This is a genomic window from Vibrio aestuarianus (genome assembly GCF_028858425.1).
GTDB classification, from domain to species: domain Bacteria; phylum Pseudomonadota; class Gammaproteobacteria; order Enterobacterales; family Vibrionaceae; genus Vibrio; species Vibrio aestuarianus.
In genome coordinates this window covers 515,274-537,955 of the sequence record NZ_JAKNYQ010000001.1, presented here as the reverse complement: position 1 = coordinate 537,955, position 22,682 = coordinate 515,274, and the positions used below count along the sequence as shown (strand labels likewise).

18 protein-coding genes are annotated in these 22,682 nt (G+C 43.4%); 6 read left to right on the top strand and 12 right to left on the bottom strand.

Going from position 1 to position 22,682, the window contains the following annotated elements; all coding sequences use genetic code 11:
• Nucleotides 1-30 precede the first annotated feature (30 nt).
• The 9 genes from MCT08_RS02605 to MCT08_RS02565 form a co-directional block, all read right to left on the bottom strand.
• The gene (locus MCT08_RS02605; RefSeq protein ID WP_274677852.1) at nucleotides 31-1,218 is read right to left on the bottom strand and encodes a 3-phenylpropionate MFS transporter; all 1,188 of its coding nucleotides are present in this window, start codon (nucleotides 1,216-1,218) and stop codon (nucleotides 31-33) included.
• Nucleotides 1,219-1,913: 695 nt separating this feature from the next.
• A complete protein-coding gene (locus MCT08_RS02600) occupies nucleotides 1,914-2,222 on the bottom strand; it encodes a PTS sugar transporter subunit IIB (RefSeq protein WP_274677851.1) in 309 nt (102 codons plus the stop codon).
• A 10-nt stretch (nucleotides 2,223-2,232) separates the two neighbouring features.
• Nucleotides 2,233-2,550 carry a PTS N,N'-diacetylchitobiose transporter subunit IIA gene (gene chbA / locus MCT08_RS02595; RefSeq protein ID WP_274677850.1) on the bottom strand — a complete coding sequence of 106 codons (318 nt, stop codon included), beginning with the start codon at nucleotides 2,548-2,550 and terminating at the stop codon, nucleotides 2,233-2,235.
• 12 nt (nucleotides 2,551-2,562) lie between these two features.
• The gene (locus MCT08_RS02590; RefSeq protein ID WP_274677848.1) at nucleotides 2,563-5,202 is read right to left on the bottom strand and encodes a glycoside hydrolase family 38 N-terminal domain-containing protein; all 2,640 of its coding nucleotides are present in this window, start codon (nucleotides 5,200-5,202) and stop codon (nucleotides 2,563-2,565) included.
• Between the two features lie 50 nt (nucleotides 5,203-5,252).
• Nucleotides 5,253-6,539 (bottom strand): PTS sugar transporter subunit IIC, encoded by a 1,287-nt coding sequence (locus tag MCT08_RS02585; RefSeq protein WP_274677847.1) that lies wholly within the window; start codon nucleotides 6,537-6,539, stop codon nucleotides 5,253-5,255.
• Nucleotides 6,540-6,723: 184 nt separating this feature from the next.
• A complete protein-coding gene (locus tag MCT08_RS02580; protein WP_274677846.1) occupies nucleotides 6,724-7,479 on the bottom strand; it encodes a MurR/RpiR family transcriptional regulator in 756 nt (251 codons plus the stop codon).
• An 8-nt stretch (nucleotides 7,480-7,487) separates the two neighbouring features.
• Complete coding sequence (locus tag MCT08_RS02575) at nucleotides 7,488-8,990, bottom strand: DUF4127 family protein (RefSeq protein WP_274677845.1); 1,503 nt, start codon at nucleotides 8,988-8,990, stop codon at nucleotides 7,488-7,490.
• Nucleotides 8,991-9,044: 54 nt separating this feature from the next.
• Entirely contained in the window at nucleotides 9,045-9,980 is a 936-nt protein-coding gene (locus MCT08_RS02570) for an ROK family protein (RefSeq protein ID WP_274677844.1), read from the bottom strand.
• 15 nt (nucleotides 9,981-9,995) lie between these two features.
• Nucleotides 9,996-10,700: an N-acetylmannosamine-6-phosphate 2-epimerase gene (locus MCT08_RS02565; protein WP_274677843.1), complete on the bottom strand. Its 705-nt coding sequence runs from the start codon at nucleotides 10,698-10,700 to the stop codon at nucleotides 9,996-9,998.
• 358 nt (nucleotides 10,701-11,058) lie between these two features.
• Between MCT08_RS02565 and MCT08_RS02560 the strand changes: the two genes are divergently transcribed.
• Nucleotides 11,059-12,135 (top strand): hypothetical protein, encoded by a 1,077-nt coding sequence (locus tag MCT08_RS02560; RefSeq protein ID WP_274677842.1) that lies wholly within the window; start codon nucleotides 11,059-11,061, stop codon nucleotides 12,133-12,135.
• A 383-nt stretch (nucleotides 12,136-12,518) separates the two neighbouring features.
• Here MCT08_RS02560 and MCT08_RS02555 read toward each other — a convergent pair whose 3' ends face one another.
• Entirely contained in the window at nucleotides 12,519-13,400 is an 882-nt protein-coding gene (locus MCT08_RS02555; protein ID WP_274677840.1) for an IS982 family transposase, read from the bottom strand.
• Between the two features lie 103 nt (nucleotides 13,401-13,503).
• Between MCT08_RS02555 and MCT08_RS02550 the strand changes: the two genes are divergently transcribed.
• From MCT08_RS02550 to acs, 5 genes are all read left to right on the top strand, one after another.
• On the top strand, nucleotides 13,504-13,704 hold the full coding sequence (locus MCT08_RS02550; RefSeq protein ID WP_274677838.1) for a hypothetical protein: 201 nt from the start codon (nucleotides 13,504-13,506) through the stop codon (nucleotides 13,702-13,704).
• 10 nt (nucleotides 13,705-13,714) lie between these two features.
• Nucleotides 13,715-14,617 (top strand): ROK family protein, encoded by a 903-nt coding sequence (locus tag MCT08_RS02545; protein ID WP_274677837.1) that lies wholly within the window; start codon nucleotides 13,715-13,717, stop codon nucleotides 14,615-14,617.
• A gap of 232 nt (nucleotides 14,618-14,849) precedes the next feature.
• Nucleotides 14,850-16,676: a DUF294 nucleotidyltransferase-like domain-containing protein gene (locus MCT08_RS02540; protein WP_274677836.1), complete on the top strand. Its 1,827-nt coding sequence runs from the start codon at nucleotides 14,850-14,852 to the stop codon at nucleotides 16,674-16,676.
• A gap of 13 nt (nucleotides 16,677-16,689) precedes the next feature.
• On the top strand, nucleotides 16,690-17,322 hold the full coding sequence (locus MCT08_RS02535; protein WP_274677835.1) for a 3'-5' exonuclease: 633 nt from the start codon (nucleotides 16,690-16,692) through the stop codon (nucleotides 17,320-17,322).
• A 246-nt stretch (nucleotides 17,323-17,568) separates the two neighbouring features.
• On the top strand, nucleotides 17,569-19,518 hold the full coding sequence (acs, locus tag MCT08_RS02530; protein WP_274678644.1) for an acetate--CoA ligase: 1,950 nt from the start codon (nucleotides 17,569-17,571) through the stop codon (nucleotides 19,516-19,518).
• A gap of 47 nt (nucleotides 19,519-19,565) precedes the next feature.
• Here acs and MCT08_RS02525 read toward each other — a convergent pair whose 3' ends face one another.
• Together MCT08_RS02525 and MCT08_RS02520 are read right to left on the bottom strand one after the other, a co-directional pair.
• Entirely contained in the window at nucleotides 19,566-19,694 is a 129-nt protein-coding gene (locus MCT08_RS02525; protein WP_274678683.1) for a hypothetical protein, read from the bottom strand.
• A gap of 90 nt (nucleotides 19,695-19,784) precedes the next feature.
• A complete protein-coding gene (locus MCT08_RS02520) occupies nucleotides 19,785-22,559 on the bottom strand; it encodes a glycoside hydrolase family 3 protein (protein WP_274677834.1) in 2,775 nt (924 codons plus the stop codon).
• Between the last annotated feature and the right edge of the window lie 123 nt (nucleotides 22,560-22,682).

Below are 22,682 nucleotides of genomic sequence, written 5' to 3'. Positions count from 1 at the left end.
TGGTTTGGGTATAATCTCTGTCTGTTGAGGTTAATTCTGTGCTTCAGGCTCCGCTTTCACACCCTGATTTTTCACTATCGATTGGGCTGGCTCCACTTTGATGAACAATGCCAACACGCCCATCAACGCCATTGCCCAAAATACGTTCGCGCCCCAGTACTCATACCCCCACCCACTCAAGGTGGTCATCAAGGCGATAAATGCACCCAGTGGAATTGCGTTATACAACGCCTGCAAAGCCACCATTTTATTTTGCGGCGCATGTTGAATATATTGAATAGCAGCAATATGTGCCATTGCGAAAGTAACCCCATGCAATAGCTGGATAGCCGCCAATGCAATGATAGCCGTTGTCGAAGCCATCAAGCCCCACCGCGCAATAACACCGATAGCTGCCGCCACAAATAAGGCGCGTAATGACCAACCTGAAAATAAACGCTTGCTCAAAGCAAACACAGCCACTTCAGCAACCACACCTAAGCTCCACAAATAGCCAATTAACTCTTCAGAGTGGCCTGCACTTTTCCAATAAATAGAACTAAAACTGTAGTAGGCAGCGTGGCTTCCTTGAATAAGCGCTACTAACAGCAAAAATTTAATCACTGGCCATTCGCGCAGTAATTGGCTCAATTTAGGGCGCTCAGCATGCTCTTCACTGACGGTAACTGGCATTGGATTCGGGGTGCGCAGACTCAGCAGCAGCGACACAAATATCCCTGCCAACGCGGTGTACAGAATCATATCCGTACCGTAACTTGCCACAAGCAGACCAACTACCGTTGAACCTGCAATAAACGCGACCGATCCCCATAAGCGCGTACGGCCATAATCCAACATTTGTAGACGAGCATAGTAGTTCGCCATTGCATCTGACAACGGTATTGCAGGGCCACAACAGAGGTTAAATAACACGGTGGCTAACGCCATCAACCAGAAACTACCGCCGGTAAAGAAGTGGAAACCTATAAATAACAGCGCCGCTAAACTTAACCAACGCAATGTTGGCAACAAGTGCTCTACCTTATGAATACGCGGCGTGATGACAAGGTTCGCCACACAACGAGTCGCAAAACCTATACCGATGAGTAGGCCAATATCCGTTGCTGATACGCCTTGGTTTTCAAACCACAGCGCCCAAAAAGGGAGGTAAACGCCATAGGCAAAAAAGAAACCAATAAAATATTGAGATATCCAGCCATGCGGCGAGGGATTTAACATGATTCATCCTGAAAGAGAGAAAAGAAAACTGACGTATTATGCAGTGTGTTGATAGTTGTAAAAAGGGAATATTACGCAATGCTATGTTTCCCTATTCGCCATTAGCACATACAACACATACCTTCAGGACAGGATTCTACTTTCTTAAACCAAGTAACAAAACCAGTATTAGATCATAAAAACTCAATGCATGACTAAATTGCACCCCGTTTTACTTCAAGTTTTAAAAACATCGCTACAACACCTAAATTGTTAGTTCACATGAAGATCGAAATCGAGTTGCTGAAGGAACACTTCTAGTGTCAGTAATGTGTTGATTCTGGCGAACGTTGGGTTCCCCTCATTGATGACTGGAATCCAATAATCCAAATAGGTTTGAGTCAACGCTTCTGGAGCAATTGGTGATACAGCAACGGTGACACAATCACTTAGCGATAATCCTTGTAATACCGCTAACCACTCTTCATTCGGAGCAAAGATATATTTATAAGTAGTAACATCGCTTAATGAAGTGTCTAGTGTGACTGAAGCAGATCACTTGCAGTGAAACTTCAAACACTGACAAGTAGCCCCGCGGGTTGATGGGCCGAATACATTTACAGCTTTTACATCCTGACACTCAAGAATAGAGTTGAGAACAAAAAAGCACCTAGCTATACGTAAAGCCTAGGTGCTTTGTTTACACTAAGTTAGGTTTAGCCTTCGATCAACGAAAATGCAAAATCCAACACTTTATCTGCACGTTGCATACCGTAGTCCATCATATCAATGGGCTCGACTTTAATACCAAGCGCTTCAGCACGCTTTTGTAAATCAGCCTGCATGTACTTGATTTGAGGGCCAAGTAAAACAACTTGATAGTGTGGAGCTTGCTCGTCAAATTGCTGAGCGCCAAATGCTTCGATTTGAACCTCGACACCACGGGTTTCAGCTTCAGTTCGCATCTTTTTCATTAGCATACTTGTAGAAAGTCCTGCAGCACAGCAAAGCATAATTTTTTTCATCGTATTTCTCCTATGATGCGTCCGCTAAACGACGGTGCATATCAATCATTTCAGTGATTAGTTCTTTCGCTAACATACTCGTCATTAGGTGATCTTGGGCGTGAACCAAAACAAGTGTCATTTGAGTTTTACCTTCACCTTGGTCTTGCTCAATCAATTGAGTTTGAACTAGATGTGCTTCATTTGCCGCTTCTGAAGCTTGCGACATCAGATCTTGAGCACCATCAAAGTCACCGGCTTTCGCTTTAGCCAACGCTTCATAGCACAAACTACGACATTGACCGGCATTGATGATGATACCCATTACAATTTCTTCTAAATTATCCATTGAAATTATCTCTTAAACATTTTGCCAAGCTAAAGTGATAAAACTTTGAGCTGGAATGGTGACATGATTGTCTAAATTTTTACCAACTTCTTCCTTCAATGAACAGCGGTACCAATTTCCTTGGCCTGGTAAACGAACTTCTTTACTTTCTGTCGCTCTGTTGACCATTCTAAATATAGTGTAGTCAGAGCTATCTTCTGGTCTTTTGACTGCAAGCAACTCAACCCCAGAGATATCATTTAACTGATACGTCCCTGACTGATCTTTATTCTTCTTTCTTGTGAAACATTTTAGGTGGCGAGTTTGGATCTCAACGTTCAAACGGTCTGCGTGTGAAGACAAAATTTCGACATCTGGCTTCCCGGACTCAAAGACAAGTGCGTAAGTTGATTTCACTGACTTTCCGTTCAATTGTGATGAAGGGGTCTCCAATTTGTAGCCTGAAGCGCGTCCTGGACGAACCGTCAGATCCGCTTTACCCAACATACCGACACTACGTAACAGCGTTAAAGCAATAGTTTGGTTATCATAAACTTCGTATTCTGCAGGGCCTGCAGAGACAAATGCTACCGTATGCTCTGTATTGGCTAAGGTTACAAAGCGCTGCATCGGGTAGATTGGTAACTCAAGCTCTGTCGCACCTTCAGACAATGGCTTCGCATTAAGAATACAGTTCGTACGCTCAATTGCTGTAAAGTGGTCTTCACTGAAGTTGTGCTCGCTTACCTCAGCATGAGGAAGTAGCACTCTCATCATATGATCATTTACAGTGTTATCGATGGTAGACTCTACTTTAATTGATGAACTGTTACGCTCAATGCTCACCACGCTCACAATATATACAGGCACTTTTTGTGAAGAACGCTCAGAGTTCGCAACTTCAAGTGGTAGTTCTAATGTATGTGCAATCTCAACTGACACTCGATGTGCATTGTTCTCAAGTAACTTCACTTGAGCTTGCCCGTTTCTGGTTGTAAAAACTTGGTCTTCCGCAGGAGGTGAGTAGTTATACTCATCACCTTCATCCCCCTTATCTTCGAAAATAAGAACATTGGGGTACAATTGGCCGTTAACTTTGTTAGTCACATTTAACGAACCATCACCGTTGATAATAACGTCAAGTTTGCTGTTACCGAAGTTGCTCTCTGAGCAGTACAGGTCTGTCGAATCTAATTTAGCCAACGGTTTTTGATCATAAACCACTTTATAAGCTTTAAATCCAAGGCTTGGGACATGTTCAGCTGATACTAAAATCTGCACTTGATGCTGTGTACCTTCACGGGTATCAGCAACATCATTAAGATTGAGTAGACCATTATAGTACTCAATCTCATTATTGATTGGCTGTTTATTCTCAACAACACTGTAAGGAACCTCTTCGCCTTCTAGTGTAAATAATGAAAATAATGGTTTTTTAACATACAAGTTGATCATCATGCTGTCATCACGCGTTTGGCTCAGCGTGTTAAAAGCAATGACGACATCTTCTTCATCTTTTACTGATGAGAAGTCAATCGTATCTCGTAAGAAACGGAAGTTTAGCCAGATAAGCTCATTGATACCATGACGTAACTTAGTTAAACGATGATACGCTGAGTGGTTAACTGTCTCTGGTGAAGACTGATAAATCGTGTCATGAAATTGGTTGCGAAATACTTGTTTCCAGAAGTAATTCGTCAATGCTTGATCGAACTGACCACCAAGAGCATGTGTTATCACACTCATTGGCTCCACAACGCGGGCAAGTAAAGTTTCAAAATGCTTCATTGCATTTTTTAAATCGATATTCGTTGACGAAATACCCGCGTGAATTCGCCCAAGATCGGCTGAACGGGCTTCACCTTTATAAGTGGTTAACTCACGGCCTGACCCTTTAATTGCTGCCGTTGATTCCGCAATAAATTTCTCAGGATTTGAGAGTGTGAGTTGATATTCCGGCGATAGCTTGTCGTTCAATGCTTCAAGAATATTTGGCACTTCAGGCTGAACTCGGGCATGATCACTTCCGCCCATAAATAACAACTGATCTTCATGGAAACGGGGTTCTAGCTGCTCAATGACCTTGTTGGTATCTTCAAGTGCTTTATCGATCTCTTCAGGTAGGTAACGATAATGTCCATAACCTAGCGGAAAATGAACAGAACGAAGAATATCGCCATTTGGAGATTCCCATAAGAACACAGAGTCATCGAGTTCTCGGTAGTTAAAACCACGCCAAACAAACATCGCTTCCATACCAAGTGCTTTGAATATTTGTGGCAAGCTTTGTGGCTGCCCGAACGCATCAGGAACCCAACCAACCTTCATACATCCACCTAAAGCATCCGCATAGTTACTACCTAGAACAAGGTTACGTAGGATACTTTCGCCTTGTGCTAGATATAAATCAGGCTGAGTGTACCAAGGACCAATCAGTAATTTTTTGTCTTTAATTAGACGCTCAATCACTTCTCTATTTTGAGGTCTAATTTCCAAGTATTCTTCAATAATACATGTCTGACCATCAAGCGTATAACAGCTAAATTTTGGGTCACTAGCCAAAGTATCGATGAGCTTATCTAACGAATACACTAAACGAATTCTGAACGCATCAGATGAACGATACCACTCACGATCCCAGTGAGTGTGGGGAATAAAATGGATGTTTTTCATAGTCACTATCCTAGCCCCAGCAGCTGTCTGGGGCGGTATTTGAATTAAGTTTAAACCGTTTGTGGCGTTAGCTCTTCTGCTTTACGTTGCTTAAGTAACATCTTTACAAATGGTGCGTACATCACGCAGTCAACTATGAAAAGCCCTAGCATAAGCAATACAGGTGATAGGTTGAAGTTACCCAGTACAAAGGCATTAAGTAATACTGGCTCCACGCCAGCATTTAATACAACCATCGGCGCCACAAGGCCAGTCGAGATTGCAAAGTAGGCGACAACAGCGTTAAACAGTGGGATACAAACAAACGGGATAAACATCATCGGGTTTAATACGATAGGCAAACCAAAAATGATAGGCTCGTTGATATTGAATAAGCCAGGCACGCTACTCATTTTAGCGACTGAGTGTTCTGCGGAATTTTTGGGCGCTAAGAGTAGCAGCATTGCAACAAGAGCTAGCGTAGAGCCAGAGCCACCAATCATGGCGTAAATATTAGAAATAGTATTTGGCGCAACCTGCGTAATTAACGAGTAATCTTGTGTTTGAGCAAAAGTGTCAATTTGCGACAAGAATAATGGCAGCCACAAGGTAGAAATCACACCCCACATGATTGAGAAACCGTGTAAACCAAAGAACCATAATAGCTGCATCAAAAAGATAACAATTAGAATTGCTGGCAACCCAGTACCTACGGAGTTAAGCGGAGATACAATCAACTGTTGAATAAATGCTTGTAAATGCTCAAACCCAAGTGCAGCTACCGCTTCTCGAACTAGAGAGAACAGAGTCAATATCAACGTAATTGGGATCATGGCCATGAAAGCTTCCATGATTGCTGGAGGCACACTTTCATGTAGCTGGATTGTAAACTTGGCTTTAACAAGACGATTGTATAAACGTGCTGTCAATAAACCGATAACCAGCCCTGAGAATAGACCTTCATAGTTAAAAAACTGTAAAGAGAATCCAGAAACGGTATCACCACTAGGCAAATAGATGGTCGAAGGCGCCGTGACCATATACGCTACTAAACTAATTAAAGCTGTCGTAAGAGGGTTAATTTTTGTGTTTTCAAATTTAAGCTGGGTAGCATAAAAATAAGAAGAAGCTAACACGACAACGATACCAATCATTCCTAGTGTCGTTGTATTAATATATGCCAATATATCAATCAGCAATTGCACTAAAAAATTAGGCTCGTTAGAAGAAAAATACTCAACCTGGCTTTTAATTAAGCCCGAAAAGGAACCAATTACAGTAAAGGGAATACCAATAATAAACGCATCTTTAATAGACATTAAAACTTTATTACTAGTTAATACCTGAGATAATCTCATCAAGGGTTCTTCGATCATTTTGAATATGGATTGCATAAAATTAAGTCCCAAAGTTTGTATATTCGTTAATTTTAACGAAAGAAAGCGCACAAGCCAAAAGGTGCGACAGCATTTGTCAACTAAGCGATATAGTGCACATTATTTGTCAGCATTGAGGAAAACAGTCAACCTAGATCACATTCGGTCATATTGAAACGACCAAATCTAACAATATATCTATTACCATAATGTGACCGACATACCGCTCTGAACGAACTTCATTATTGTCGGTCTCTATGATCGGAATATGGATATCAATATCAGAAAGCTTCTGTATTTTTGTGTTAACTGCATTTGAAAACCTTACTAACATTGCATTCGTCAAATAACTTTTTGTTAGTAATGAAACCACTACTTCCTCATCACCATTCTGTTCAATAGAAACAATTAAATCCTTATGTTCTAAAACGTTCACATCAAAACTAATTTTGGGAACAACTAGTACACTTTTATCCAAGCATCTTAACTTACGCTCTAAATAATCTAAGATAAAATTATCCTCTCCCGTTTGAAGTATATATATGCGTTCTGATGATGATATATATTTTGCGACCTCGTTTAACAGAGTTCTATCTAAGGACTGATGTGCTAATTTCGCAGCTTGAGTAATGTTATTGAGTACGCGAACTGCTGGATCTGATGTCACTTGTTTTTTAATTACATTTCCACTGTTAATATCTGACTTCATAGCAAACTTGAATGCAGTAAAGCTCTCAAAATCGAGCAGTTTGATAAACCTATGTAGCGTCGAAATACTAACACCTGCCGATTTGGCTAATTCCGCACCAGAGTAGTTTGATACATGCTCAAAGTTTTCAATTATATAATCGCAAAGTTTGCTGTGCCCTGAGCTTAGTTGTGGCTTCATGCTCGACAGTTTTATCTGTAGATTTAACCCCATATATCCACCTATCTTACTATCTCAAGGTCAATTTCAAACGTTCGATGCCAAGGTGCTGATGCTGTAAAATCAATATGTTCCGGTAACGTATTTGCCGTAAGCTTTCGGTATTCCTCAAGGATGCGCTCTTTTACGAATTGCATTACCTCATACTCCACACTTGGATCATAGTTATAGTGACCATAAGGTGAATCTGAAAAGTAACGGTTGATCAATTCACTACGCACTACTGACTGATAGCAAACATCTTCCATAATGTGGTAGACAATATTTGTTGTCAGTTCTGGTGAGTATCCTTCAGCTAAGAATCCTGCACCGAGTGTCGTCCCAAGAGTATTACAGTTGGTGTTCCACCCCTTGTAAGAATGAATTCTATCTAACAACCTCATCTGATCTAGATACTTCACCAGTTGCATTTCGCCACCATTAGCATAAGCGCTATCTGCAATGATGATTTTTTTTCCGGCCGTTAAATAGTCCTTAACTTTGCAAACGAAGTGTTGTAAATGTCTGAACGAGCTATAAGTAATATCTCGGTTTAGCTGTTGTGATGCCTCCTGCATGATTTTACCTGGCGCGTTTATAGCCAAAATATATTCAGCTTCGTCACTGCTATCACAAATTTCACCACCGGCTGCTCTGATATGAGCTTTGACTGATTCATGCATCGGGCGATCTTCATAAAGAGGAATGATTTGTGGACCCAGTGTCGAAGAATAGAATGGATATACCTTAGGTTTTCGACTGTGGAAATCATTGTAAGCACGAGCAAGTAAAGTCACACCTACTTCATCAGCGCCAGGGTAGATATCAACGTCAAAAGACAAACCCAGTTCATCGATCATCTCAATCACAGTTTTCTGATCAAGCGCGGTATATCCGTATGGGCTAGAGTCGTCTTGTGGAATAACCATATGGTCAATAACGCCTTCACTCCTTAACTTAACGACCTCTTTATTCATGGTTAAGTTAAACTGACGACGTGACTCATAGTCATCGAGGATGTGCACAGGAATGGCGTTTTCTAGTGATGTATATCTGTCTTGTTCTTCTATGGATAGTTCTTCACGAGACTGCTTATCTTGAAGGTACTTACGTTGAAAAATGTCTGAGCCATATAGGTCGTAATAATCCGGCTCTTCATCACTACTGCTGTAGTTAGGGCAACGCATGATACACGGGTAAGCGTAGATTTTAACATCTGGATTCGCTTTTTTAAGACCACGCATTTTCGTGATAAATTGCTTGAACTCTTCACTGTTCAACGTATGAATTCGCGAAGGAATCAAGCCGCCGTAAGCAAGCATATCAATAGATAAAATTGCCGAATCTACCGATGCAATATTATCGTAGATAAAATCCCATAAAGCATCGCGATTAGCCGCTTCTTTTTTTTTGCTAAGGATATCCATCGGCGGAGTGACTAGTTTCAGGTTAGAGGTTTGCGCCATATATTGTGGATATTTAAAATTACATGGCCTCTCATCTAACGGGATAAATAATATTTTCATAGTAGGTCTCTATTTGGCAGTCGTTACGAGAAGATTTCTTATATCAATAAGTACTTAAAAGTTTGTATTTTTCAGTTCATCAAAATGGTCAAAAACCATCTTTGCAGCCCCGTACATACCGGCATCATTGCCTAGCGTCGCAGGACGCACTGCGGCATATACATTTTCTTTCGCTAGATACTCTTTCAAAAGACTCCACCAAACATCTTTTGAATTGATCATTCCACCGCCAATCAAGACAAGTTGAGGGTCAACTGTCCAACGAATATTTGAGATTGTTTTAGCCAATAACTTAAAAAAATCTTCTATTGCAGCGATAACATTTGGGTCTCTATCCGCATATGCATTAATAATGGATAACCCATCTGGATATAAGTGTTGTTTTTCTTTTGGTAGTTGGAACATCAACGCTTCTTTCAATCCGGTACCCGAAAGTAATGATTCTAAGGGTACCCAATGTTGTGGGCGGTAAGGGTGAGGGATTTCCATGCGCCCCCAATGGCCAGAGACAAACCCAGTACCGTGAACAAGTTGACCACCAACCGTTAATGCTCCGCCAAGACCAGTACCCAACGTCAACATGACGATGTCTTCAAAGTCTTTAGCATTTCCTTGCCATAGTTCGCCCATCAACGCACAATTTACGTCATTATCAGTACTAATATGGACACCAAACTCTTCTTCCAACACGTAACCCAATCGTGTGCCCTTCCAGTTAGGTAAACTGTCCGTCGCATCAACCACCTTGCCTGAACGCACGTTGATTACACCGGCTGCAGATATGCCAATACCTTCTAATAATAATTTCTCTCGTCGCGCACGAGTCAGTAGAGGAATGATCGTCTCTTTGATACTCTCTAGGATACCTTCTCGTCCAGAGCGCGTATTGGTTGGATAGGTATTCGCAACAACCAGCTCTCCACTTCTTTTTATTAAACCTGCACGAATCTTTGTCCCGCCCAAATCTAGTCCTAACGCCACACCTGACATAATTACCTCTAATTACTACTTAGTTGTTTTTAGCGCATCTGAAAAACGTTTTGCAATCAATTGTGGTCGTGTGATAGCAGAACCCACTACAACAGAAAATGCGCCATGCTCTATTGCCTTCACTGCTTCTTCTGGTGTCCAAATTCGGCCTTCAGCAATCACTGGTAAATTACAGTTACGACTAAGTTGCTCTACCAACTCAAAATCAGGGCCGTCGCACTTATGCTTTGTTTCATTCGTGTAACCCGATAACGTTGTCGATACACAGTGGGCTCCTAGCTTAACTGCAGCCATTCCTTCTTCGTAGGTAGAGACATCGGCCATAACTAGTACCCCCTTGTTGGTTGCGTGTTGAACCAACGTAGATAATTGCTCACCATTCGGACGAGGACGATCGGTCATATCCAACGCAACAATGTCTGCGCCAGCTTCAATAACGTCATTAACTTCATTCAACGTTGCAGTGATGAAAACTTCTGAATCTGGGTAATCTCGTTTAATAAGACCGATAACCGGAATCTCTGGAAATGCTGCTTTAATCGCAGCAATATCACGGCTTGATTGTGCTCTTAGTGCGACCGCCCCCCCCATCAAGGTCGCACTTGCCATTTTGACCATAGTTTCTGCACCATGAAGAGGCTCATCAGGTAAAGCTTGAACTGACGCAATCAATTGACCTTTAACAATATTTAGTAAGCCACTGGACATTGAATTAAGCATGTTTACTCCAAAAAGATAATCTTTGATTTGATGTTAATTCACGATCTCTTCAAACAATCACTAGTTGAAATACAAATATCACCAGAGTGATATTCATCACAATAAAATCCTATTAAGACAAACGTATAACGATCAAGATCACACAAGAATTGGCAAAAGTTGTTTTTGGTGCCAAATATGTCCGTTTTTCTAACAAAGTATTGATCTGCGTCACACGTCCAATAAGTTGTGTCACGCGGCGTACACTACATCTCTCAATAAAAAATCTTTAAAATATAATTTGTGCCAATCCATATTTTTTTCTCGCATGATTGATGACACCAATAACAATCCTTATAGAAATAAAGTGGTGGTATTTATGGAAAAAAGCGCACTGATCTTAAGCCTACTGGCTACCTTTACAACTAGTGTTGTCCTTGCGAACACCGCAAGTGAAGAGCTCCCCATCGACAACGAATCGGAGTTTTTACAGCTAGAGGCTGAAGCAAAAAAAGAAGTTGCCTCAAATAACATCGGATGGTTGGCAAATGAAACCGAGTTTCGTCATTTCAGAATGGATATGAATGAGGGCGGAAAGCATAACGATGTTGAAATTAACTGGATGCTTCTACACGGCTCCGTTCAATTTACCGAAGATACTTCATTGTGGATGGATTTGCGTAAGATTGACTATTTCAGCGATGCTGAGTCTAGTGACATAAAACGTACGGGTTTCGCGTGGGACCATGAAGCGCTTTTATATACTAAAGTGGGTAAAACTAACTGGCTGGGCAAAGATTGGGATCTACATGCCGGTTTCGGTTGGGAAGGTGATTGGAACTATTCAGGTAACCGTCTTAACTGGAGTAGCCAAGACTTTTACCCGTTGTTTGATATGAACACAAGCTTTGAAAATGGTCTTACTCCATGGGACAGCGGCCAACACCACCTTACTTTCCGCCCTATTCTTTCTGAATTTATCACTTTTGGTGAGGTGAGTAAGTTTCATAGTGGGGGAAATTACCACGGGAATAGACAACAAATTGCCAGCTTTTTCCTATCATCTCAATGGACAGAAAAACTGAGTACTTTCTTAAGTTTTCGTAACTATTTAGATACGTTGGCTGATGACGGTATTCAATATCACTATGGCTCAGAGAGTTATCTACATTATGACTTTTACCGTAATAATGGTTTCTTCGTTCAGTGGAAAAACAAGCTAGAGTTTTACCTAGGTATGGAAGATGAAGCGAAGACAGGTAAAGATGAATTCGTAGAGTTTTATACTCGTATTCAAGCTGGATATGAAAAAACACTTGAGAACAAAATTTCGGTAAGAGCTTACATTGGACAAGATCTCTGGGATTACCATTACAATGGGCGTCCTTGGATTGATGGCAAGTACAACCGACTAGAAACAATAGCCTCATTAAAATTTAATATCCCATTAGGATAATTCAAATATCAATAATTTGTTAGAGCCTACACCCAAACAGCTTGAAGTTTCAGGTAGGCGTCAAGTGAGTGAATCCCCATGAGCATAGCAAACTATGTGATTGGGGGGAGCGAACGTAGCCAACACCGCTGCAACTTCAAGTAGGAAGGGTATCTACTGAACACACCATCTCGTAGGGTGAAGCATCTCCACCTCCCCCATCTCACAGAACCGTACGTACGGGCCTCGTATACGGCTCATGCATACTCCATATCACCATTATTAGTAGTGTTTTTCTCCCTTAGCCGTAAGCTTGAATCGTATTGTTCAAAGGTGCTCTACCAAGGAGAGAAAAATTAAAATCAATGCGTTGGGATGGATGACCTAAGTAACCTCAGATCGGTTTAAGCCATCGCCATCAGTCCTGTTTTTTCAGTGTTCGTAATATTAAGCGATGGCTTTTCTGGCTTCAGACAGTACGCGATTAACCCGCCAAGTAGGTTCAGCATGAATCCATGTAGGCTCCGATGACGAGAGTGCTCTATCTGAGAGATGTTTTTCAGTTGGTCATTGATGGTTTCGATAATAAACCTTTTTGACAGCATCGCTCTATCCCAAGCAGCAAGTACCTTCGGCTTCATGTTCTTGCGGTGGGTGGTAATTAGGGTGATTCCGTCTTCTTTTAAATCTTCGGTAAGTACTTTACTGATATAGCCTTTGTCTGCATAGAGCTTGTCAAGAAGGCCTTTTGATAGTTCCCGGACTGGCTTTCTATCATCGGTATTGGCGGGGGTAAGTTTGGCTGCAACGATATCGCCAAGATGATTGGTTATGATGTGAAGTTTAAATCCATAAAACCAGCCCATTGTACCTTTACCCCTTGCCGCCGTTCCTTTGAAAACCTTATGTCTCGGAATGCGTAAGTTGTGGCAGACTTTTATACTCGTAGAGTCAATAAATTCAATGCCTGTCGGTTCACCTTTGACATGGCTAAAGAAAGAGCTGAGTGGCACAAGAACTGAAGGCATTACTTCAAGAAACCGTGTGTAACTGAGCAGAGTTGGGAAATAACTCTTGTAGTGGCGACGCACGATCCCAAGGTAAAAGTTTTTGAAATCACGCTGATGAGACATATGGAAAGCGATAATGATTGTCATGATTTCGCTTTCGGACATCCTGCGGTTGCGCTTTCGTTCGCCGCTTTCAAGCTGAAGTTTTTGCCACTGAGGTAGAAAAGCCTTACAAAAGTCATCGACATGGCAAAATAAGTCTACTAGTTTATGCATAGCTGGTTCCTTTGCGATTGTTCTCTCTTGGTCGAAAGATCTGATCGCAGAACCAGCTTTTAGTTCCCTTCTTTTTTATCCCGAGTTCAGGTTAAGTAAAGTATTGCGCGATAAGTTCGTCGAGTTCTACACACGTTTAGAGGCAAGCTACAGCAAAACGCTAGAAAACGGCGTCACAATTAAAGGCTTGGTGGGACAAGATCTATGGGATTACCACTACAACGACAGCATGTATGTGGGTGGCGACTATGGTCGTAGCGAGACGATTGCAACCCTTACATTCAATGTCCCATTAGGTAAATAGGAGTCAGTTTATGCAGTACCTAGGCTTAGATATCGGTGGAACCAAAATTGCCGCAGCGTTGTTTAACGAAGCTGGAGAGCAGCTTTATTACCAACGCTATAACACCATAAAAAGTGATTACGACGCGTTTTTAACTCACGTTATCGCCATCATAGAGCAAGCAGCATCATGTGCAGATGAATCGATATCTATTGGTATCGGACTTCCCGGTGCCATCTGTCCAAGTACGCAAAAAATCAAGAACTCCAACATTTTGGTATTAAACGGACAGGCTCTAAAAGAAGATTTGGAAGCGCATTTAAAGGCAACGGTACATATTGCCAATGACGCAGATTGTTTTGCACTGAGCGAAGCGTTGTTTGGCGCAGCAAAAAATCATAGTTCAGCGTTCGGTGTCATTATCGGCACAGGTTGTGGCGGTGGCGTGGTTTACAACAAGCAATTAGTGAAAGGGCCGAATAATGTTGCTGGCGAATGGGGACACAATCAACTCGCTTTTTACGATGTAGAAAAAGATGGCAAGACCGAAAACTGCTACTGCGGTCGTGCTGCTTGCAATGAACTATTCCTATCAGGAACCGGATTTGCAATGCTGTACAATGGCAAGCATGGAACCAGCCTCACCAGCCAAGAGATTATCGTACTGAAAAGTAATTCTGAATCAGCTAGACGCCACTATACGCTTTACTTAGACCAACTAGCCCGCGCACTCTCGCAGGTTATCAACTTTTTTGACCCGCAAGCCATTGTGCTCGGTGGCGGCATGTCAAATGTGCTATCTATTTATGATGATTTGCCTGCTTATTTGCCTCAATACGTCTTTGGCGGTTACTGCAAAACACCGATTCTAAAAGCAGAACTTGGTGACGACAGCGGAGTAAAAGGCGCGGCGTTTCTTGGCCTATCCTCATAAGACAAGGATTATTCGATGAAAATTAAATTATTATTATTGTTCTCAAGCACAGCAATGATGGGCTTCGCATCACAACTCGTTGATTCAACGGCTATTAGTGACTTCTCACCGCCCTCATCGGGCGAGGGTTTACGGCGAAATTGCTAAACCATGCCTTAGACCAAAGTCGTCTGGAGCTCGTGAGGATTTCAGCCACACTTAGATAGAGATTTTTTGTGAGTGAACATCCGCTATGCCTGATAAATTTAACATGCAGTCGCCCCCATTTGACCGCCTGACACAGCAACAACAAAACCACCTTCGTGCTTCACTCGACGTGGCGTATTTTCGCACCAAAGAGGTACTGCTGCATTGCGAAAAACCAAGCCAACATTTACATATTTTGATCAAGGGCGCGGTTGAAGAACGTTCAAAAGATGGCAAAGAGATCTTCGCTCATTACGCCAACGACGACATGTTCGATGTGCGAGCCCTATTTGATGAGCAGACCAAGCATCAGTACGTGGCATTAGAAGACACTTTAAGCTATCTGCTGCCTAAAACGATCTTTCTCGAACTGTATAATGAAAATGGCCAGTTTGCGGCCTATTTTGATAACAACCTAGCGAAGCGACAAGAACTGATCGAAGTCGCCCAACAGCAGAAAAACCTCGCCGAATTTATTCTGACTAAGGTCGATGACTCCATTTACCACCCACCGATGATTTTAAGCCCAGAGCAACCAATTAATGAAGTAACTCAGCAGCTTAAAGATAACGGCGTTGATTCAGCCTTAGTACGTTTAGCTGACAGTGATGTGCGCCTAATCGATGCTCCTCATGTACACCCTTACGCGATTGTAACTCGCACCAACATGCTGCATGCGGTAATGCTCGACAACCACCCACTCGATACTCCGGTGGGTAAAATAGCCACCTTCCCAGTACTGCATGTCGACGATGGTGATTTTCTGTTTAACGCGATGGTTGCCATGACGCGTAACCGTATTAAACGCGTGATGGTCTGTGATGGCAACCAGGCTGTCGGCATGTTGGATATGACCCAAATACTCAGCGCGTTTTCTACTCATTCACACGTTTTGAGCCTGAGTATTGCACGCGCTACCACTGTCGAAGAGTTAGCACTCGCTTCAAACAAACAGCGGCAATTGGTCGAAAGTTTAATCAACAATGGTATTCGTACTCGCTTTATCATGGAGCTCATTTCCGCAGTCAACGAGCAGATCATCGAAAAAGCGTTCCATTTAGTGGTACCGCCCGCACTGCATGACCACTGCTGCTTGATTGTACTTGGCTCTGAAGGTCGAGGGGAACAAATCCTCAAAACAGATCAAGACAATGCCTTAATCATCAAAGATGGTTTGCAGTGGCACCAATGCGAAACGGTGATGAATACGCTCACTCACACCTTGCAACAACTAGGTTACCCATTGTGCCCCGGCAATGTCATGGTTAACAATCCTAAGTGGGTTAAAAGCCAAAGCGAATGGAAAAAGACGCTCACGCAATGGGTCAAAGCCGCCAAACCCGAGCAAGTAATGGATATCGCGATCATGGCCGATGCCCACGCTGTCGCGGGTAATACCACCCTACTTGCGCCCATCAAACAGCATTTAAGTCATTTAATGGCAGGCCAAGAGTTGATCCTCACCGAGTTCACACGCCCTGCGCTCAGCTTTTCTGTGCCACTGACTTTGTTTGGCAACGTAAAGCACTCCAAAACGGGTTTAGACATCAAGCAAGGTGGCATTTTTCCGATTGTGCACGGAGTGCGAGCGCTCAGCCTTGAACATGAAATTTCTGAAAACAACACGTTTGAACGCATTGAAGCGTTAGTCAAACACAAAGTGCTGGAAAAACAGACCGCCGACAACCTCACCGAAGCCCTCAAACAGTTTTTTAAACTGCGCTTAGCCCAACAACTGAGTAATCAACACAGCACCAATAAACTTGATATCAAACAGCTTGAACGAACCGAGCGAGACTTATTACGGCACAGTTTACATGTGGTGAAAAAATTCAAGCAATGGCTTGGTTATCACTATCAAATTCGCGAATAGTAAGGACAAACAATTGAATTGGTTTACTCGCCAGTACTGGTTTCACAAGTTGAAAGGCTCACCCTATCAGCCACTATTTAGCACGCCGATACAGGGAGAGTATGTGTCGCTCGACTGTGAAACCACCAGCCTTGACCCTAACCGTGCGGAACTCGTGACGATTGCCGCGACAAAAATCATCGACAATCGCATTCTCACTAGCCAACCATTTGAGGTCCGATTACGAGCACCGCAATCGCTTGATTCAGGCTCAGTCAAAATTCATAAAATTCGCCATCAAGACTTAGCCAATGGTATTGGTGAACAAGAGGCCATCACTCGCTTACTGGCTTTTATCGGCAACCGACCATTAGTGGGTTATCACATTCGCTACGACAAAAAAATTCTCGATCTAGCATGTCGGCGACACCTAGGCTTTCCATTACCTAATGCCTTGATAGAAGTGAGTCAGATCTATCACGACAAGCTAGAAAAAATGCTGCCCAATGCTTATATAGACTTGAGCCTCGACGCCATTTGCCGTCACCTTGATCTTCCTATGCAGGATAAGCATGACGCTCTGCAAGATGCAATTGCCGCAGCATTGGTGTTTGTACGCTTAACCAAAGGTGAGCTGCCACCATTCGTTGCTCCAAACCACCATTAGTTTTAAACACTTTCACGCCATGGCAAACCAGTTCTAGCCGCGAACCCGCTCGCAAATTTAAACATATACCCAAACAACTTGAAGTAGGAAGGGGATAAGTTTCTATAAAAGTAACCCACTCATCCTAAAGTCTAATTGTAGAAAATCGCTGACTGGCTGACAGTTAGAGGTATACAGATTTTCCAAACTGCTCTGTTTACGTCAAGCAACAAGGAAAATTGAGTGAATTCACAAGGAGAAGAAGCAATGAGTGAAGCCCACGTTTATCCGGTAAAAGAGAATATCAAAGCACAGACCCACGCGGATAATGACACTTACCTAGCGATGTACCAACAATCAGTAACCGACCCAGAAGGTTTCTGGAGTGAACACGGCAAGATTGTGGATTGGATTAAGCCATTCACCAAAGTGAAGCACACCTCTTTCGATACCGGTCACGTGGATATTCGTTGGTTCGAAGATGGCACATTAAATGTGTCTGCCAACTGTATTGATCGCCACCTAGCCTCGCGCGGTGATGAAGTCGCGATTATCTGGGAAGGCGATGACCCTGCCGACGATAAAACTCTGACTTTCAAACAATTGCACCAGGAAGTGTGTCGCTTCTCTAATGCTTTAAAAGAACAAGGCGTACGCAAAGGCGATGTGGTTTGTCTTTATATGCCAATGGTTCCAGAAGCAGCGGTAGCAATGCTAGCTTGTACTCGCATTGGCGCTGTTCATACCGTGGTATTCGGTGGTTTCTCTCCTGAAGCGTTGTCAGGACGCATTATCGATTCAGATTCCAAAGTAGTTATCACCGCCGATGAAGGCGTTCGTGGTGGCCGCGCGGTTCCATTGAAGAAAAATGTCGATGAAGCACTCACCAACCCTGAAGTGAAAACTATCAGCAAAGTCATCGTTCTTAAACGTACCGGTGGCGATATTGATTGGCATGATCACCGTGATGTATGGTGGCACGAAGCGACAGCGAAAGTCTCTGACCACTGTCCACCAGAAGAGATGAAAGCAGAAGACCCGCTATTTATTCTTTATACTTCTGGCTCAACTGGTAAACCCAAAGGTGTATTGCATACCACTGGTGGCTATCTTGTTTACGCTGCCATGACCTTCAAATATGTCTTTGACTACCAACAAGGTGAAACCTTCTGGTGTACCGCTGATGTGGGTTGGATCACCGGCCACACTTATTTGGTTTATGGGCCACTGGCTAATGGTGCAAAAACGATTCTGTTTGAAGGGGTGCCAAACTATCCAGACACCAACCGTATGAGTCAGGTTGTCGACAAACATCAAGTAAACATTCTATATACCGCACCGACAGCAATTCGCGCCTTAATGGCCAAAGGTAATGAAGCGGTCAAAGATACTTCACGCACCAGCTTGCGCATTATGGGGTCAGTGGGTGAGCCGATTAACCCAGAGGCCTGGGAGTGGTATTACAAAACCATCGGTAACGAGAATTCTCCTATTGTCGATACATGGTGGCAAACCGAGACCGGCGGCATTTTGATCTCACCACTGCCGGGCGCAACCGCACTAAAACCAGGCTCAGCAACTCGTCCATTCTTTGGTGTCCAACCTGCGTTGGTTGATAACATGGGCAATGTCATTGAAGGTGCCGCCGAAGGTAATTTAGTGATTTTAGACTCATGGCCGGGGCAGATGCGCACCGTATACGGTGATCACGAGCGCTTTGAGCAAACTTACTTCTCAACCTTTAGAGGCATGTACTTCACCAGTGATGGCGCTCGTCGTGATGAAGATGGCTACTACTGGATCACCGGTCGTGTCGATGACGTATTGAACGTATCCGGACACCGTATGGGTACTGCTGAGATTGAATCGGCACTGGTCGCGTTTGATAAAATTGCTGAAGCGGCGATTGTGGGTGTACCACATGATATTAAAGGCCAAGCGATTTATGCTTATATCACGTTAAATGATGGAGTATACCCAAGCGCTGAGCTGCACAAAGAAGTGAAAGATTGGGTGCGCAAAGAAATTGGCCCGATCGCCACTCCAGATGTACTGCACTGGACAGATTCTTTACCAAAAACACGTTCAGGCAAAATCATGCGTCGTATTTTACGCAAAATTGCGACAGGAGATACGAGCAACCTCGGTGACACCTCTACCCTCGCCGACCCAAGTGTAGTGGATAAGTTGATCGCTGAAAAAGCCGAAATCGCTTAACTGAAGCCAATAATACAAATTTGACCATCAGGAAACTGATGAATCAGTTAGATGATGGTCAATCGTAACCATGCTCCCCCGACATCGGGGAAGACAAGGTTCATTAATGCTGCAAGCTCTGTGTAATCCGATTGCTCAATGGTGCATAAAGAGAGCTGATGAGAGTTGGTATCCATTTCCTACTGTCCATGTATCCTTTTTAAGCAGTAGGAATGAGGATGCCATATTTTAACCCACTAATACCTCTCTTTTCATACATCACTCTGTTACTTGTTGGTAAATACAAGCTGCTCTAGCATGACGCCTGGCTTCACAAAATCCAACGCCAATTGATAAACACCAGCTTCTAATCGCACTTGTAATCCTTCCACTTCAACCGACTTCCCATCGGTCCCATTGATCGGCAAGGTTTGGCTAAACTCACCGTTGATCCACAAACTGCACGCTGACTGAGCCAGCGAATCTCGTTCGTAATTCATTACGCCACGACATTGGTAAATACCTTCTTTCGCAACATATAACTCAATGGTTTGGTTTGTTTTACTGTTCACACTGATAGGTTGTTCAATATTCGCACTGTTTTCCGACGGAGCTTGCTTTAATGAAGCAAAAGCTTTGATCGGTTCATAGGCCACTAGCGGACGATCCATCGCAGGCGTATCTGAAATGAAGCGACAAATATTGCTCACACAACGCTGAAGCTCACCTAACTCAAGCGTCCCTTGCTCTAGGGCTGCGAGAGTATCATCGCCCATCGCATTCGATTCTGCTCCGTCATTCTCAACCACCATGTAAATGTCGTTCTGAGAGCGGATCATAAATGAAGTGTAGGTTTTTGCTTCTTCTCCGGCGCTGATAGGGTCATTCATTTTCGCCCACCAATCGGTCATCACGATACCTTGATACCCCCATTCATCACGCAAAATAGCGGTGTTGAGATCGTAGTTCGAAGCCGCCCAATGGCCGTTGACTGGATTGTAGGATGTCATAATCGTCGATGCGCCACCCTCTTTCACCGCCATTTCAAACGCTTTGATATGAACTTCGCGTAGCGCTCGTTGTGACATCACACTATCCACAACGACACGTGCTGTTTCTTGATCATTCGCTGCATAGTGCTTTATCGTGCCAGAAACGCCCGCTTGTTTTAATCCACGAGTCTGCGCCGCAGCCATCGTTCCTGTCATCAATGGATCTTCAGAAAAATACTCAAAGTTACGTCCATTGAGTGGGTGACGATGAATATTGATACCAGGACCCAGTAGCGTATCAATGTTATTCGCTTTTAGCTCTTTACCAACTAAATGGAACAACTCTTGGTTGAGCGCTTTGTTCCAAGTACAGCCAAGCAAAGTACCGATTGGAACTTGTGTCGCTTTATGTCCACTATCCATACGGATACCCGATGGACCATCTGCAGCGGCTACAACAGGAATACCAAGATCAAACAAACCATCACAAACACCACCAAAGGCAGCAGCCGTTCCCGGCGTCACTTTCGGGCTGCACATGCCTTCACCACGCACGATGGTTGCCATAAGTTCAGGGCTCATCTGAGCGACGAACTCCTGCATTGTGGCTTGGCCATTTTTCACATCAATAAGCTTGATGCCTTTGTCTCCAGTGATGACCAGATTTTCAGGCAGATTGCTCTTAATTCTCTCTTCAAGAGACACCATTCGCTGAGGAACCGGCTCATAGACTTCAGCGTACACACCTGCCGATGTTGGGGCGCCAGGCTTAATTCTGTCGAACATCTGAATAGGAGCACCCGCTTCACTCAACGCTTCAAGCTCAAACGTTTGCTCAACATTCCACTCAGCATCTATTTTTACTGCTTCACGGACACTTTCCCCAAGATAAAACGCATAATCACCCGATTCGATCACATAACTGTTCTTGAACCCAGTGACACCGCTATCATCAAATGAAGCGAGACGATCTAAGGTTAACTCAATGGTCACAACTTGTGATTCCATTGGGTGTAAATATTGGGTTTTTTCGAATCCAACTAAAGTGCGAGCTGGCTTTCCGAGCTCACCTTGAGGCGCAGCCACATAAAGTTGAACGACCTCTTTCGCTTTATGAGTATCGCCAATGTTAGTGACTCGAACATCAAAGACCAGCTTAGCTTGCGTGCCACTACCAACAACTTCGAATTTTTCTAGTTCACGTTTAAACTGCGTGTAACTTAAACCGGCACCGAATGGGAACTGAACCGCTTCAGGCTTGAAGGTCTCAAAATAACGGTAGCCAACATAGATATCTTCCACATAAAGGTTGTAGTCTTTACGGCCAAAATATTGATATGATGGGTAGTCTTCCAAACGATAAGCGATAGTGTCCGTTAGACGTCCACTAGGCGATTGTCTGCCAGAAAGAACATCGGCTAATGCATGTCCCCCTTCCATGCCCGCAGCCCAGCTGTATAGGACGGCGCTGATCGAGTCTTTGTGTTCCAATGTTGTCAACCAAGACATGTCCATAATATTGGTGGTATTCATGATCACGATGACATCATCGAAACCCTCAGTGACCTTGTTGAGCATATCCATCTCTAGCTCGGTCAGTTGATAACTGCCCACTTCGTCTGCATTGTCTTGGTCTTCACCAGCCGTACGGCCGATAAACACTAACGCTTTATTTGACCGGTTGGCAGCCTCTTTTACCAATGCCTCTGTTACAGGCATCTCCTTTTGAAACCACGGTTCTGCAGCCCAGCCACCGCCACCATCATCAAATGGGTTATGTACCAACCACTCTTGGTATTTGGCTACTAATTCTTGATTTAGCGTGATCATAGGGTTTGCCTTCAGGCCTTCTAGCGCACTCACGGCATAAGGGACGTTTACCGCACCACCAGAGCCCGTCCCACTGCGATAAGTATCAATTTGGCATCGACCAAACAATGAAACCGTGTCCGTTGTTTTTAGCGGGAGAACCGATTTCTCATTTTTCAGCAGCACAATGCCTTCCGCAGCCGCTTGGCGGCTCACTGGCGCTAGCTCACTTTGTACTTGGGTAATAAGGTCTTTGTTCATTATTTAGACTCTGATAATCACGTTAAAAGACTCGCGCTCGACTTAGTTCAAACCACATAAATCCATACGCATTTTATAGAAGCATGGTATGCTTGCACTATGCGCAAATCTACGATTTTAGCG

Coding starts and splice junctions, on each gene's coding strand:
- MCT08_RS02605 (WP_274677852.1), bottom strand. CDS start 1,218: ATGTTAAATCCCTCGCCGCATGGCTGGATATCTCAATATTTTATTGGT.
- MCT08_RS02600 (WP_274677851.1), bottom strand. CDS start 2,222: ATGAAAAAAATTATGCTTTGCTGTGCTGCAGGACTTTCTACAAGTATG.
- chbA (WP_274677850.1), bottom strand. CDS start 2,550: ATGGATAATTTAGAAGAAATTGTAATGGGTATCATCATCAATGCCGGT.
- MCT08_RS02590 (WP_274677848.1), bottom strand. CDS start 5,202: ATGAAAAACATCCATTTTATTCCCCACACTCACTGGGATCGTGAGTGG.
- MCT08_RS02585 (WP_274677847.1), bottom strand. CDS start 6,539: ATGAGATTATCTCAGGTATTAACTAGTAATAAAGTTTTAATGTCTATT.
- MCT08_RS02580 (WP_274677846.1), bottom strand. CDS start 7,479: ATGGGGTTAAATCTACAGATAAAACTGTCGAGCATGAAGCCACAACTA.
- MCT08_RS02575 (WP_274677845.1), bottom strand. CDS start 8,990: ATGAAAATATTATTTATCCCGTTAGATGAGAGGCCATGTAATTTTAAA.
- MCT08_RS02570 (WP_274677844.1), bottom strand. CDS start 9,980: ATGTCAGGTGTGGCGTTAGGACTAGATTTGGGCGGGACAAAGATTCGT.
- MCT08_RS02565 (WP_274677843.1), bottom strand. CDS start 10,700: ATGCTTAATTCAATGTCCAGTGGCTTACTAAATATTGTTAAAGGTCAA.
- MCT08_RS02560 (WP_274677842.1), top strand. CDS start 11,059: ATGGAAAAAAGCGCACTGATCTTAAGCCTACTGGCTACCTTTACAACT.
- MCT08_RS02555 (WP_274677840.1), bottom strand. CDS start 13,400: ATGCATAAACTAGTAGACTTATTTTGCCATGTCGATGACTTTTGTAAG.
- MCT08_RS02545 (WP_274677837.1), top strand. CDS start 13,715: ATGCAGTACCTAGGCTTAGATATCGGTGGAACCAAAATTGCCGCAGCG.
- MCT08_RS02540 (WP_274677836.1), top strand. CDS start 14,850: ATGCCTGATAAATTTAACATGCAGTCGCCCCCATTTGACCGCCTGACA.
- acs (WP_274678644.1), top strand. CDS start 17,569: ATGAGTGAAGCCCACGTTTATCCGGTAAAAGAGAATATCAAAGCACAG.
- MCT08_RS02525 (WP_274678683.1), bottom strand. CDS start 19,694: ATGGATACCAACTCTCATCAGCTCTCTTTATGCACCATTGAGCAATCG.
- MCT08_RS02520 (WP_274677834.1), bottom strand. CDS start 22,559: ATGAACAAAGACCTTATTACCCAAGTACAAAGTGAGCTAGCGCCAGTG.